Origin of the sequence: Venatoribacter cucullus (genome assembly GCF_016132445.1) — a bacterium.
Lineage (GTDB): Bacteria > Pseudomonadota > Gammaproteobacteria > Pseudomonadales > Oceanobacteraceae > Venatoribacter > Venatoribacter cucullus.
In genome coordinates this window covers 2,051,966-2,065,681 of the sequence record NZ_CP046056.1, presented here as the reverse complement: position 1 = coordinate 2,065,681, position 13,716 = coordinate 2,051,966, and the positions used below count along the sequence as shown (strand labels likewise).

At 56.0% G+C, this 13,716-nt stretch carries 15 protein-coding genes; 11 read left to right on the top strand and 4 right to left on the bottom strand.

Features of this window, described 5'->3' with window-relative positions:
• Nucleotides 1-9 precede the first annotated feature (9 nt).
• The 4 genes from GJQ55_RS09820 to flgA all read right to left on the bottom strand — a co-directional run bounded on the left by GJQ55_RS09820 (nucleotide 10) and on the right by flgA (nucleotide 2,501).
• Nucleotides 10-858, bottom strand: a complete 849-nt coding sequence (locus GJQ55_RS09820; protein WP_228344786.1) for a flagellar brake protein — start codon at nucleotides 856-858, stop codon at nucleotides 10-12.
• A gap of 14 nt (nucleotides 859-872) precedes the next feature.
• Nucleotides 873-1,343: a flagella synthesis protein FlgN gene (locus GJQ55_RS09815; RefSeq protein WP_228344785.1), complete on the bottom strand. Its 471-nt coding sequence runs from the start codon at nucleotides 1,341-1,343 to the stop codon at nucleotides 873-875.
• A gap of 17 nt (nucleotides 1,344-1,360) precedes the next feature.
• Complete coding sequence (flgM, locus tag GJQ55_RS09810) at nucleotides 1,361-1,660, bottom strand: flagellar biosynthesis anti-sigma factor FlgM (RefSeq protein WP_228344784.1); 300 nt, start codon at nucleotides 1,658-1,660, stop codon at nucleotides 1,361-1,363.
• A gap of 169 nt (nucleotides 1,661-1,829) precedes the next feature.
• The gene (flgA, locus tag GJQ55_RS09805) at nucleotides 1,830-2,501 is read right to left on the bottom strand and encodes a flagellar basal body P-ring formation chaperone FlgA (protein WP_228344783.1); all 672 of its coding nucleotides are present in this window, start codon (nucleotides 2,499-2,501) and stop codon (nucleotides 1,830-1,832) included.
• Between the two features lie 141 nt (nucleotides 2,502-2,642).
• On the opposite strand from flgA, the gene GJQ55_RS09800 reads away from it, so the two are divergent.
• The 11 genes from GJQ55_RS09800 (at nucleotide 2,643) to GJQ55_RS09750 (ending at nucleotide 13,680) form a co-directional block, all read left to right on the top strand.
• Nucleotides 2,643-3,566 (top strand): chemotaxis protein CheV, encoded by a 924-nt coding sequence (locus GJQ55_RS09800; protein ID WP_228344782.1) that lies wholly within the window; start codon nucleotides 2,643-2,645, stop codon nucleotides 3,564-3,566.
• A gap of 24 nt (nucleotides 3,567-3,590) precedes the next feature.
• Entirely contained in the window at nucleotides 3,591-4,430 is an 840-nt protein-coding gene (locus tag GJQ55_RS09795; RefSeq protein WP_275944422.1) for a CheR family methyltransferase, read from the top strand.
• A gap of 166 nt (nucleotides 4,431-4,596) precedes the next feature.
• Nucleotides 4,597-4,995 (top strand): flagellar basal body rod protein FlgB, encoded by a 399-nt coding sequence (flgB, locus tag GJQ55_RS09790; protein WP_228344781.1) that lies wholly within the window; start codon nucleotides 4,597-4,599, stop codon nucleotides 4,993-4,995.
• A gap of 2 nt (nucleotides 4,996-4,997) precedes the next feature.
• Nucleotides 4,998-5,444, top strand: coding sequence for a flagellar basal body rod protein FlgC (gene flgC / locus GJQ55_RS09785; protein ID WP_228344780.1), 447 nt, complete (start codon nucleotides 4,998-5,000; stop codon nucleotides 5,442-5,444).
• Between the two features lie 13 nt (nucleotides 5,445-5,457).
• Nucleotides 5,458-6,246 (top strand): flagellar hook assembly protein FlgD, encoded by a 789-nt coding sequence (locus GJQ55_RS09780; protein WP_228344779.1) that lies wholly within the window; start codon nucleotides 5,458-5,460, stop codon nucleotides 6,244-6,246.
• Nucleotides 6,247-6,274: 28 nt separating this feature from the next.
• Entirely contained in the window at nucleotides 6,275-9,844 is a 3,570-nt protein-coding gene (locus tag GJQ55_RS09775; protein WP_228344778.1) for a flagellar hook-basal body complex protein, read from the top strand.
• Between the two features lie 192 nt (nucleotides 9,845-10,036).
• Nucleotides 10,037-10,783 (top strand): flagellar basal body rod protein FlgF, encoded by a 747-nt coding sequence (locus GJQ55_RS09770; protein ID WP_228344777.1) that lies wholly within the window; start codon nucleotides 10,037-10,039, stop codon nucleotides 10,781-10,783.
• 12 nt (nucleotides 10,784-10,795) lie between these two features.
• On the top strand, nucleotides 10,796-11,581 hold the full coding sequence (gene flgG / locus GJQ55_RS09765; protein WP_228344776.1) for a flagellar basal-body rod protein FlgG: 786 nt from the start codon (nucleotides 10,796-10,798) through the stop codon (nucleotides 11,579-11,581).
• 10 nt (nucleotides 11,582-11,591) lie between these two features.
• Nucleotides 11,592-12,272 carry a flagellar basal body L-ring protein FlgH gene (locus GJQ55_RS09760; protein ID WP_228344775.1) on the top strand — a complete coding sequence of 227 codons (681 nt, stop codon included), beginning with the start codon at nucleotides 11,592-11,594 and terminating at the stop codon, nucleotides 12,270-12,272.
• A gap of 26 nt (nucleotides 12,273-12,298) precedes the next feature.
• Nucleotides 12,299-13,390: a flagellar basal body P-ring protein FlgI gene (locus GJQ55_RS09755; RefSeq protein ID WP_228344774.1), complete on the top strand. Its 1,092-nt coding sequence runs from the start codon at nucleotides 12,299-12,301 to the stop codon at nucleotides 13,388-13,390.
• On the top strand, nucleotides 13,387-13,680 hold the full coding sequence (locus GJQ55_RS09750; protein ID WP_228344773.1) for a hypothetical protein: 294 nt from the start codon (nucleotides 13,387-13,389) through the stop codon (nucleotides 13,678-13,680). The genes GJQ55_RS09755 and GJQ55_RS09750 overlap by 4 nt, the downstream gene beginning before the upstream one ends.
• Nucleotides 13,681-13,716: the final 36 nt, after the last annotated feature.

The following is a 13,716-nucleotide window of genomic DNA, read 5'->3' as shown; positions in this document are numbered from 1 at the left end:
CGCTGTGGTTCAGGGTTGGCGCTGCTCATCATCCGGCTCATCATCCGGCTTATCATCCGGTTCGGCAGTGCGCGCAGTGCTGTGTTTATCTTCTGGCTCCGCATCGTCTTCCTCGTTGAGCACTTCAACGAGCTGCTCTTCCTGCAGTTCTTTCATGTGGCGTTCTTCCCACTGGAACTCAGTAATCAGCCGGTCGAGATAGCGTTGCGCCATGGCAGAGATGGTGACGAAGGCGAAGCCGCACAGGGTGTTGTTGGCGTCGTCGGTCACTACGTGACGGGCTTCCAGGCTGCAGTCCATCATGTGTTCTTTATTGAAGCGAATACGTGCCACCGGGAACATGCCCTGATCCTGCAGACGCTTTTTGACGTTGGCGGTAAAGCGCACTTTGAAACCGCTGGATGAAATATCCAGCAGCTGGCCGGTCAGGTCACCTTCACCGTCGTTCATCTGTACTTTCAGATAAATATCGTGCGCCGGCGGAATGTTGACGCGGTAAGCGGTGCGGCGTTGCAGGTACAGCACCTGCTCGGGAAATTCGGCGCGGTATTGTTCCTTGGCGGGCTGATACATCAGGCGGCCGCTCATGCGGAACTCAATCCGGATGCCCTGGGTGTCGCACTCTACGGTAAAACGACGGCCACTGCGGATCAGGTCATTGCCCTCAGAGGGAATGACTTTATCCATAAAAAATGAACGACTGCGGAAGTCGGTGTGGCTGATGGCTGATATAAACAGCTCATGGCTGCCGTCAATATGAATACGTACCGGGGTGGCCATCAGCACAATTTTGCGCAGGGCGCCGTATACGTCTTCCGGCTCGGTCAGTTGGTACTGCTGGTTGTTATCCTCAGACATGCTGTTTCCGGTGATCAGGCTTGTATGTAACCTTGTCCTTTTGGCACATGCTTGGCTTCTCCTTTGCCGTCGTACAAGTGTGGATCATTCTGCTGGCCACGCAAGATTTTAAGTTTCTGTTGGGTGCGGAAACGGGCCGTCAGCACGATTTCAGACAGAATTTCAGACAGTTTCTGATTGCGTAGATACTGTTCTTCCAGCATTTGCCACAGGCGGCGAAGGTTTGCCGCCGGTTGCAGCGAGGGGTGATCAAGGCAGGAGGATGCCAGTGGCAGTTGCCGGCCTTTCATCCATTGCAGGCGGTCAGACGCCAGGTTACGCAGTTGTTCTACCTGACGGGCGCTCTGGGGCTGCAGTTCCTGCAGGGCCTGGAGATCATTGGCCCCCAGAGCGGTGTGTTCCTGTTCCATCAGTTGGTGCAGTTGCACCGCCAGTGTTAATTCCTGTTCCAACAGGCTGGCAAGAGTGTCGTTATCCTGGCTCATAGGCGGAGGTTACGCTTTCAGTTGAGACGATCCTCAAAATCAAGCATTTTCCCTGCCAACTTTTCATAATCGATTTTGTATTCGCCGCGCTCAATGGCACCGCGGATGCGCTCAACGGCGGCATCGTCTACTTCCGGCAGATCGCGGATTTCCGCTTCAATCTGCTGCATGCTCTTGCTGCTGTTGCTCAGTTTTACCTGATCGGTAGCAACGGCGCTTTGCTGTACTTTGGCTGCCGGGGCTTTGTCGGCAGCAACGGGTTCGTTGCGGCTGCGTGCGCTGCCGTCTAATCCGCTGGTTAACTTGTTGATATTCATACTGTATCTCCGGGCCAGTTCAGGGTAGTGACACTCCTGCTATAAGTGTTATCGGCGGCCTGCTTTGAAACTTTAGGGTTTCTTTGGTGTTTCTTTAACTCTTTTTTCTGCGTTCCGGCGGTTGGCCAGGCGGTTGACCAGACGGTTTCTTCCGGTGCCGTTGAAGGCTTCAGTCAACCTGCACCAGTCCGCGCTCAAGTACGGTAGCCCGGATAATTTTTTGCGAGCTCTCATTGCGTACCCGAATGCGGTCACCGGCACTGCCGGCGTCCAGAGCGGTGCCTTTCATTTCAATGCGGATGCCGGGGCGCTGTACCCGGATATTCACCTGCTGACCGCGTTCTACCAGTACTGGCAGGGCAATCATGTCGCGGCTTAACACGGTGCCGGCGCGCAGGGTACGGCGTAATTCCATACCCGGCAAGCTATCGGCCGAGGTTAAAAAATCTTTACTCAGGGCGCCAATATCGTGGCGCACCAGGCTGATGTCGGCGGCGGTCAGTCTCTGGCCGGCACTGACGCTGCGGGCCAGAACCGCGACCTCGCGGAAAATCTGAATCTGTACCGCCAGATTTTGCCGCCACCAGGGCTGTTCGCAGCTGATCTCCAGACCATTACGGCCGGGCTGCAGCGGGCGCAGCAGGTTAATCTGCCAGGGCTGTTCACAGTGCTGTAACTGAAAGTTCGGGCTCAGGCCGGGAAAACTGATACTACAGTCTGCGCCGGGGCCGCCGATATCCTGCCAGCGCTGGCATAATTCATCGCTTACTTGTTGTTGCCAGTCGCTGGTGCTGGCAGCAACGGACAGCGGCAGCAACATCGACAGCAACAACAGCAGCAAAAAAGCTGCAAATAATCTGTCCCTGCGAAGGATGTCTACTATGCTCATTGGCAGATACAATCGTATGTCATTAACTTGGCGCCTTATGTGTACATGGCATCATACAGCAAAGGTTGTGCCGGGTTACTTCTGGAGAGTCTTATGGCAGGTGTAATGGATTCGGTCAATCAGCGCACCCAGCTGGTTGGTCAGAACCGTCTGGAGCTGTTGCTGTTCCGTCTGAACGGTAAGCAGGTGTACGGCATCAACGTGTTCAAAGTAAAAGAAGTGCTGCAATGCCCGAAGCTGACGTTGCTGCCACGCAGTAATCCGGTGGTGCGTGGGGTTGCCCATATCCGCTCCGGCACCATTCCGATTATGGATCTGAGCATGGCTACCGGTAACAAGCCCTTGCAGGATCTGAGTACGGCCTTTGTGATCATTACCGAGTTCAACCTGAAAACTCAGGGGTTTCTGGTGGCCGGGGTGGAGCGCATTGTGAACATGAACTGGGGTGATATTCATCCGCCACCGAAGGGTACCGGCCGTGAGCATTACCTGACGGCGGTGACGCATCTGGATGACCATATGGTAGAGATTATCGACGTGGAGAAAATCCTCGCCGAAGTCTCGCCCATCAATGAGCAAATCAGTGAAGGTGTGGTCAGTGCTGAGGTACATGAAAAAGCCCGTAGCCGCAAAGTGCTGATTGTGGATGATTCCAAAATCGCCCGTAAGCAAATCACCCGCTGTCTGCAGGATGTCGGCGTGGAGGTGGTGGTACTGGAAGATGGCCGGCAAGCCTGGAACCACCTGGAAGCCCTGGTGGAAAATGGCGAGCGGCCGCAGGACCATTATCTGATGCTGATTTCCGACATCGAAATGCCCGAAATGGACGGCTACACCTTAACCAGTAATATCCGTGGCGACAGCCGCATGAACGGTTTCTTTATTGTGCTGCACTCGTCACTGAGTGGTGTATTTAATAAAACCATGGTGCAGAAAGTGGGCGCCGATGATTTTATTGCCAAATTTGATCCCGATATCCTGGCCGAAAAAGTGGCCAAACAGGTGCAGTCGGCGTAACTGAAGGTGCTGGAACTCAAAACTATGACAAAAGAAATGACGGCAGACGAATACAATCGTTTCCGCCTTATGCTGGAAAAAAACAGCGGCATCATGTTGGGGCAGGGCAAAGAGTACCTGGTTACCAGCCGTCTGCGCCGCCTGATGGAACGGGAATCCATCAACAGCATTACTGAACTGATGAGCGCCATGGAACGCAGCCGCAGCCTGCAGGAAACCGTCATCGACGCCATGACCACCAACGAAACCCTGTGGTTCCGCGATGAGCACCCCTACCGTATTTTCCGGGAAAAACTGCTGCCGGAAATTGCTGCTCAGCGGCGGCCACTGAAAATCTGGTCGGCGGCTTGTTCTACCGGTCAGGAACCCTACTCGCTGAGTATGGAAATAGAAGAATACAAAAAGCGTAACCCGGGCCAGCTGATGGCTGGCGAGCGCATTCTGGCGACGGATATTTCCCCAAGCTCTCTGGCCGCTGCCAAAGAAGGGGTGTATCAGCAGCTGGCGATCCGCCGCGGTATGAATGACATTCACCTGAAAAACTACTTCGATGAAGACAGCGATGGCCGCTGGCGTATCCGTCAGAATGTACGGGGCCGGGTGGAGTTCCGCATTCAGAACCTGCAGCAAAGTTTTGCCATGCTGGGTAAGTTCGACATCATCTTCTGCCGCAACGTACTTATCTACTTTTCGGCCGAACTGAAAACCGACATCCTGCGCCGCATGCACGCCAGCCTGAACCCGGGTGGCTACTTAATGCTGGGCGCTTCCGAAGCGCTGAATAACCTGAGCGATTACTACGAAATGGTGCAATGCCATCCGGGTATCGTGTACCGGGCCAAGCCGTTCAGCGGCCAGCGGTAAAGCTTTGCCGCTGTCGCGGCATTGCCGTTTACCGGTTGCTGTTTTGCCGCCTTATTGCCGCTCTTCTGAGCGGCAATTTCTTTATAACTCCTTGAAAAATAACAACTTATAAAATTGGCACAAGGGTTGCTTTGTTCTGGACATAGTCACCAGATGAGAACCCCTTATGGCCTCCATCAATTTCAGCAACGCCCTTGGCATTCACCCCAGCGCCCTGCAATTGCGTGCCGCCCGGGCTGAAGTTCTGGCCAATAACCTGGCCAACGCTGATACCCCTGGTTTCAAAGCCCGCGACATTAATTTTCAGGCGGTGCTGAAAGGTGAAATCCACAGCAGCCGTTCAGTTGGTCTGGAACGCACCCACAGTGGTCATATCGATGGCCGCGGCAATGTGGAAGAAGAGCTGTTGTTCCGCAACCCGACCCAGCCTTCCATTGATGGCAACACGGTTGATTCACAAATGGAACAGGCGCTGTTTGCCCGCAACGCCATGAATTACAACGCCAGCTTTGAATTTCTGAACAGCAAATTCAACGGCCTGAAAAGCGTTATCCGGGGAGAATAACCATGTCCTTGTCCAACGTTTTTGATATCGCCGGCTCCGGCATGAACGCTCAGTCGATCCGCATCAACACGACTGCCAGCAACATCGCCAACGCCGAAAGCGCGTCCAGCTCGGTGGATGAAACCTACCGCGCCCGCAAGCCCTGGTTTGCGGTGATGCAGAAGGCTTACATGGAAGTGAACGAACACAACCAGTTTCAGGAGCTGACCGGCAACACCGGCGCCGGTGTGCAGGTGATGGGCATTGTCGAAAAAGATGCGCCGCTGCAACTGCGCTTCCAGCCCGACCACCCGATGGCCAACGAAGATGGCTATGTGTACTACCCGAACGTGAATATCGTTGAGGAAATGACCGACATGATGGCCTCCTCACGCAGTTATCAGATGAACGTCGAAGTGCTCAAAACAGCAAAACAAATGCTGCAACGCACCCTGACACTGGGCCAGTAAGGAGCATCTCAGCATGATTAACGATGTCAGCAACAACGCCGCCGTACTGGACCAGTACCGCAAACCCAGCAACAGCGACGAGCCGAAAAGCAACGAGCTGGGCCGGGATGCCTTCCTGGAACTGATGGTTGCGCAAATGAACAACCAGAACCCGCTGGAACCCACCGACAACCAGGCCTTTGTGGCTCAGCTGGCGCAGTTCTCCACCGTCGAAGGTATCGACAAGCTCAATACCTCGGCTGAGAGCATGATGGCGCGCTTTAACTCCGCCTCGGCGCTGCAGGCGTCCGGCATGGTTGGCCAATCGGTGATTGTCGATGGCAACAAAACCGGCCTGCTGCTGAATGGTGGCATTGTCAGTGGCTATGCCGAACTGGAAGACAGCGCCGCCGATATGGTGCTGACCATTGAAGATAAGAATGGCCAGCTGCTGGAGCAGATTCCGCTGGGCAGTCACGGCGAAGGCTCTATGTCCATTCGCTGGGACGGCCTGAACCTGATGCTGGACGGCAAGATTGTGGATGTGGACGCCAGCAAGCTGAACCGTCAGGAATACTACAAAGACGAAGAAGGCGAGCCGGTGCTGGATGCCAATGGAAACAAAGTGCCGATGCCGTATCCGTCCGGTGAATACGTCTTCCGGGTGAATGGCATGGTAGCTGGCAAAGCCGAAGAATTAGGTATGCAAATGAGCTCACGGGTCGACAGTGTCACCATGAGCAAAAACGGTGGCGTTATTCTGAATCTGGCCGGTGGCCAGAGCGCCTCACTGGATCAGATTAAACAGGTACTGGACGAGTAGTTCGGGAACAGGCAACGAGGAACATATTATGGCTTTTAATATTGGTTTAAGTGGAATCCGTGCTGCCTCTACCGATCTGTCGGTAACAGGTAACAACATCGCCAACGCCAGTACCGTTGGTTTTAAACAGTCACGCACCGAATTCGGTGACGTTTACACCACCACGCTGCTGGGTACTGGCTCCAAGCCGGTCGGCAGCGGTGTGATGGTGGAAAACGTCCGTCAGCAATTCAGCCAGGGCAATATCAGCGGCACCGGCAATGCACTGGATATGGCCATTGATGGCAACGGTTTTTTTGTGCTGCAGGATCGTGGCAGTGTCTCGTACAGCCGTTCCGGTATTTTCTCGCTGGATAAAGACGGTTATGTAACCGCCAACAACGGCGCCCGTCTGCAGGGCTATGCCGCCAACAGTGGTGGTGTGGTGAACGGCGTGCTGGGTGATATTCAGATTCAGATCGCCAACCAGCCGCCGCGCCTGACCAACCAGATTTCATCCATTCTGAACCTCGATGCCCGTCAGCTGGTGCTGCAGGAGCAGGGTTTACAGCTGGTCGCCAACGGTCTGGCCGTGGGTGTGGCGGATTCCGGTATTCTTGAATCGACCCGCAGCACCTTAGCCTCGGCCGGTCAGCCGACCACCGGCGGTACGCCGGCGCAGGTGGCTTTTGGATCTGCCGCCACTGCCTTTGCCGCTGGTACTGAAACCCTGACCGTGGATCTTGGCGACGGCACCGGCCCGCGAACCATCACTTTGCCGGCCATTACTGCCGCCGATGACGTAGCCGACAAAGTACAGGCCATTCAGACCGCCATTAACGACAGCATCGGCACCGAGCAGTTGCGCGTCAGCGTTAACGGTGCGGGTAACATTGTGCTGCAACGGGCAGGCCTGAACGCCACCAACGGCAGCGGCTTTACCGTAGACAATGGTTGGAATGGTGCATTGGGTGCCAACACCGGCGTGGTGCCGGGTACGGCTGGCCAGCTGTTATTTGTTGGCGCTGGTGCCTTAACCGCTGACTTCCGCAGCATTCCGGGTACTCAGACCACCACCCGTACCACCGCAACACCACCACTGAACATGGTCGCCCATGATGCGGGTGCCTTTGCCAGTCTGACCGGTACTGTGTCCAACCCGGTACTGGATTTCAGCGGTCCCAATACCCTGAATTTCCGTATTACCACCGGTGCCAATGATTACGATATTTCTCTGAGCACAGCCGATTTCGTTACTCCTGGTGCGCCAATCGCCACCGACATTGCCAACGCGATTAACGCTGAGCTGCCAGCCGGAGCTCAGGTGTCAGCCTCGGTGGATGGCTTCGGCCGTATTCAGCTGGATGTGGTTGCCCCTGGTATCCAGGGGCAGCCGGTCCAGATCGGTCTGAACACTGGCAGCACTTACAGCCTGGATGCGTTGGGCTTCCTGGCGGATAACCGCATTGACAGTGGCTCTCCGGTTATTCAGGCCAACAACGAATTCCGTCTGCAGGTTACCAGTACCACCGGTAACGCCAGTGCGGCCTATAACATTGTGATTCCGCCGGCTAACTACGCCTCGCTGGATGATCTGGCGGTGGCCATTCAGCAGCAGATTGATGCCAACATTGGTGCTAACGGTCTGGCTGGTAAGGTCAGCGTGGATGCCGTGGGTGGCCAGTTGGTATTCACCAATACCAAACCAGGTTCCGGTGAGCGCATTGCCATTGCCGACTCGACCAACGCCAACACCGCCTTTGCACTGGATGCGCTGGGTCTGAATGCGGCCAACCTGTTCCCGGTGTACGGCACCGATCCGGTTGACCGTTCCAACAGCTTCCGCATTAACCTCACCGTACCGGCGCCCGACAGTGAAAACCGCAGCGGCTCGGTGCTGATTTCGCTGGATGAAGAATTCCGCTCGGTGCAGCAACTGGCCGCTGCCATTAACCGTCAGCTGAACAGCCAGGATTCTGATGGCTACATTGGTGTGCAGGCGCAGGCGGTTGAAATTGTTCCCAATACCGTACCGCCACAGTACAAGCTGGAACTGCGGGCCACCGAAGAAGGCGAAGCTTCCCTTATTTCAATCACCAACGTCAGTGCCTCTGGCCCCGACATCAGTGAAGCTCAGCTGTATGGTTTGCTGCAGGCCAACCCGGCCGACGGCAGCCTGCTGACCACCGGTATTGAAGGCGTTAACAACCTGTACCCGGAACAGCGCGTTACCCTGACCAACCCGGATGGTGAAGAAACCGACATTCTGATTCCGGAGCGCAGTGAAGCGAACGAAATTGTCGCGCTGTTTAACCTGCAGCCTGGTGTAACGGCGTCGGCCGAAACCACCATGACCATTCCGCTGTCCAGTTTTAACAGCCCCAGCAACGATATGCGCATTACCGTCAATGGTCAGCAACTGAACTCTACGTCGCTGCCGGATATTGCCGATGAAATTAATGCCCTGCGCAGCAGCACCTTACCGGGTTTCCGCGCCAGCATTGCCGATAATGGCGATCTGATTATTACCAACCAGATTGGCCGTGACATCAAACTGGCGATGCGCAGCCCGGTGGTCACCGACTCGCTGGTGGTGCAGGGTGCGGCTAACACCGGCCCGGTAGTGCTGGGTGGCACTGCCACGGCTGACCGCGCGGCGGCAGTAGGCGGTGTTGTGACCTTTATCTTCAATGAAGGTTACACCCTCAGCGATCCGCAGCCGGCGGTAGCGGGTATTTTCGGGGCGCTGACTCCGGAAGAATTTACTCCGTTCACCCTGAATGCCTTTGATCCGCTGGATCAGGACACCTACAACCACTCAACGTCGATGAAAATCTACGACAGCCTGGGTAATTCCCATGTGATGACTCAGTACTTCGTGAAAGAGCCGCTGGATCCATCGCGTCCGAACGAACAGAACATCTGGGCCATGTACGTTCAGGTGGATGGCTATGATGTGGGCGATCCGGATTCCAGTCTGCCGTTCCCGCAGAACCTGGAGCCGACCCGCGCCCGCTTTGAGCTGTTCTTTAATCAGGACGGCTCACTGGATACCACAGCCACCGGCGATATGTTTATTACCAACTGGGACCCGCGTGACGCCGAAGGCAACCCCAGCGGTGCCTTGGGTTCAGTAAACGTGCTGGAAGGGGGGTTACCGCTGAGCGAACCGGCCAGTAACTCCAACTTCCAGATTGATCTGGCGGGCACCACGCAGTTCGGCAGCGCCTTTGCGGTGAACGAAGTGAACCAGAACGGTTACAGCACCGGTCGTTTAACCGGCCTGGAAGTGGACCAGGAAGGCATTATCTTTGCCCGCTTCACCAACGGTCAGGCGCAAACCCTGGGCCAGGTGGCACTGGCCAACTTCCGTAATCCGGAAGGCCTGACCCCGCTGGGCGACACCGCCTGGGGTGAATCCTTTGAATCGGGTGTGGCCACCATTGGTTCGCCGCGTACCGCCTCGTTTGGTCAGATCACCTCGTCGGCCCTGGAAGACTCCAACGTCGAACTGTCCGAGCAGCTGGTGCGCCTGATTATTGCCCAGCGCAACTATCAGGCCAGCGCCAAAACCATTGAAACCACCGATCAGGTGACTCAGACCATCCTTAACCTCTAAGGTTGAGGATGCCGGCAAGCCTTTTCCGCTAAGCGTAGGAAAGGCTGCCGATTTTCCGCCACGGCGTTCTTATGGAACGCCGTATTTTTTTGTAACGCATTGAAAAATAACAATTAATTAGAATTGGCATAGTATCTGCTTTGTTTTATTCAACCGGTGCGTAAGCACTGCCTGAACAGCAAAGGTAATACTATGGATCGTGCGTTATTTATCGCCATGTCGGGTGCCAAACAGAACACCCTTGGCCAAAGTGCCCACGCCAATAATCTGGCGAATGCCAGCACCACAGGTTTCCGCGCCGACTACACCCAAAGCCGCGCGCAAGGCGTCTACGGCGAACATTTTCCCACCCGTGCCTACGCCATGACCGAACGTCCGGCCAGCGACTTCCGCCAGGGCCCGTTAATGGAAACCGGCCGCATGCTGGATGTTTCTATTGAAGGCGACGGCTGGTTTGCCGTGGTCGGCCCCGATGGTGAAGAAGCCTACACCCGCGCCGGCGATTTAAGCGTCGCTCCCGACGGCCGGCTTATTAACGGCCAGGGTTTGCAGTTAATCGGCGATGGCGGCCCGGTGGTGATTCCCGAATACGAAAGCATTGAAGTGAGCCGCGCCGGCATCGTGACCATTCAGCCGTTTGGTGAAGTACCGGCCGCCGTGGCCGAGCCGGTGCAGCTGAAACTGGTGCGCCCCGATGTGCGCGAGCTGGAAAAAGGCGAAGACGGCCTGTTCCGCTTCCGCGACCCCAACACCCCGCCAGCATTGCCGGAACCGGGCGTCAGCCTGGCGAACGGCTTTCTGGAAGGCAGCAACGTTAACGCTGTTACCGAACTCACCAGCATGATCGCCCTGAACCGTCAGTACGAAATGCAGGTAAAACTGATGAAGCGCGTCGATGAAAACACCGCCGCCACCACCCAGATACTGGGCAACCAGTAAGGAGCCTGAATTATGATGCCAGCACTTTGGGTCAGCAAAACCGGTCTGGAAGCCCAGGACCTTAACCTCACCACGGTGTCCAACAACCTGGCCAACGTCTCCACCACCGGCTTTAAAAAAGACCGCGCGGTGTTTGAAGACCTGCTGTATCAGGTACAGCGGCAACCGGGCGCCAATTCTTCGGCGGATACCCGCCTGCCATCCGGCCTGCAGCTGGGTACCGGTGTGCGTACCGCCGGCACGCAAAAGATTTTTACCACCGGCTCGCTGAACGTCACCGATCAGCCGCTGGATCTGGCCATTAACGGCCGTGGTTTCTTTCAGATTGCCATGCCCGACGGCACCATTGGTTACACCCGCGACGGCACCTTTCACATCAACGACGAAGGCGTGGTGGTTAACGTTAACGGTTACCCGCTGGAACCGCAGATTACCATTCCGGAACAGACCAACCAGCTCACCATCAGCAAAGACGGCATTGTGCAGGCCACCCTGTTCGGTGACCCCACGCCACAGGAGCTGGGCCAGATTGAAACCGCCGACTTTATTAACCCCGCCGGCCTGCAGGCCGTGGGCGGCAACCTGTTCTACGAAACCGCCTCCAGTGGCGCGCCGCTGGTCGGTGTGCCCAATGAAGAAGGCTACGGCACGGTAGAGCAGGGCGCGCTGGAAAACTCCAACGTCGAAGTGGTGGAAGAGCTGGTGAAAATGATTACCGTGCAACGCGCCTACGAAATGAACTCCAAGGTGGTGTCTGCCGCCGACCAGATGCTGCAGTTCTTAACGCAGAATACCTGAGGAGGCTGATATGAAAGCATTGCTGCTGTTGTTGCCATTGCTGACCTTAACCGCCTGCACCAGCGTGCCGCTGGAAAAAGACGTGTTTCCCGACGATCCGGATTTTGCCCCGGTATCGGCGCAAAGCCTGCAGCCGCCACCGGTGGAAAATGGTTCATTGTTTCAGGCCCGCTACGGTATTGGCCTGTACACCGACCAGCAGGCACGGCGGGTGGGCGATATTATTACGGTGATTTTTGACGAGGCCTACCAGTCCAGCAAATCGGCTGAAACCACCGCCGACAAATCCTCCACCGCCAACATTAACCCCGGCAGTATTCTGGGTACGGTGCCCAGCTGGAACGGCATGAGCCTGAATACACAGCTGAGCGCCGATCGGGAATTCAGTGGTAAAGGCGAGGCCGACCGCTCCAACAGCCTGCAGGGGCAGATCAGCGTGACCGTGTCCGACATTATGCCCAACGGCATTCTGCGCATTCGCGGTGAACGCTGGCTTACCTTAAGTGAAGGCGATGAATACATCCGCATTGCCGGCCTTATCCGCCCGCAGGACATCAGCCCCAACAACACGGTTATGTCCAGCAAAGTGGCCGATGCCCGCATTTCCTTCGGTGGCCGTGGCGGCCTGAATAACGCCACCAAACAAGGCTGGTTCAGCCGTATACTGATGTCACCCTGGTGGCCGTTCTGAACCCACAACGGCAAGGAGTAACCGCCATGAAACGTACACTGATTCTGCTGACCGCGCTGCTGTGCAGCACCCTGGCTCAGGCTGAACGCATTAAAGACATCACCAGCATTGCCGGTGTGCGTTCCAACCAGCTGGTGGGTTACGGTCTGGTGGTTGGCCTCGATGGCAGCGGCGACAAAGCCCCCTTCACCACCCAGACCTTCCGCAACATGATGACCGAATTCGGCATCTCCCTGCCGCCCGGTGTCGACCCGAAACTGAAAAACGTTGCCGCTGTATCGGTAACCGCAGAATTACCGGCCTTTGCCAAACCCGGCCAGCGCATTGACGTAACCGTGGCCTCGTTAGGCAACGCCAAAAGCCTGCGCGGCGGGGCATTATTATTTACTCCGCTGAAAGGCGCCGACGGTGGCGTGTACGCCGTGGCCCAGGGCAACCTGGTGGTGGGTGGTTTTGGCGCCCAGGGGAACGACGGCTCCAGCATTACCGTTAACGTCCCCAGTGCCGGCCGTATTCCCAACGGCGCCACGGTGGAACAAACCGCCCCCAGCACCTTCAGCCGTGGTGACAGCCTTATTTTCAACCTCGACCAGCCCGACTTCACCACCGCCCGCGCCATGGTGGATAAAATTAACCAGCTGATGGGCCCGGGTTCCGCCGAAGCACTGGACGCTGCCTCGATCCGGGTAAGCGCACCGCGCGACACCACCCAGCGCGTCAGCTATTTATCGATTATCGAAAATCTGGAAATTGAAACCGGTAAAGAACGCGCCAAAGTCGTTATTAATTCACGCACTGGCACCATCGTTATGGGTCAGAACGTGCTGATCGAACCGGTGGCCGTTACCCACGGCAATTTAATTGTGGCCATTGAAGAAGATTTTCAGGTGGCCCAGCCCAATGCGCTGGCCGGTGGCCAAACCGTGGTGGTACCCGATACCAACATCAATGTATACAACGATGGCGACAACCGTATGTTTAAATTCGGCCCGGGCGTATCACTGGATAGTGTGGTCAAAGCCGTTAACGAAATTGGCGTTGCGCCGGGTGACCTGATGGCCATTCTGGAAGCCATGAAACAAGCCGGAGCGCTGAAAGCGGAGTTAATCGTAATATGAACGAGCAATTATTTACTGAAGTCAAAAATCTGTCGCTGGAATTGCGTTCACTGATCCGTCAGGGCGTCAAAGAAGGCGTGGAAGAACGCATCATCCGCCGCAACGAACTGCTGCAGGAATGGTTCAGCGGCATCAAAGAACTGATCCAGATGACCAACGAACAACAGCAGTTTCTGGAAAACCTGCTGAAAGAAGAACAGCAACTGCTCGACATGCTGCAACAGGAACAAACCGAAATAGCCGCCCAGCAGCGCAACCAGCGCAAAGCCAGCCAGTATTTGCAACATTAATCTGGCCAGGCGTTTGCTGCGCAAACTGGCCAGACG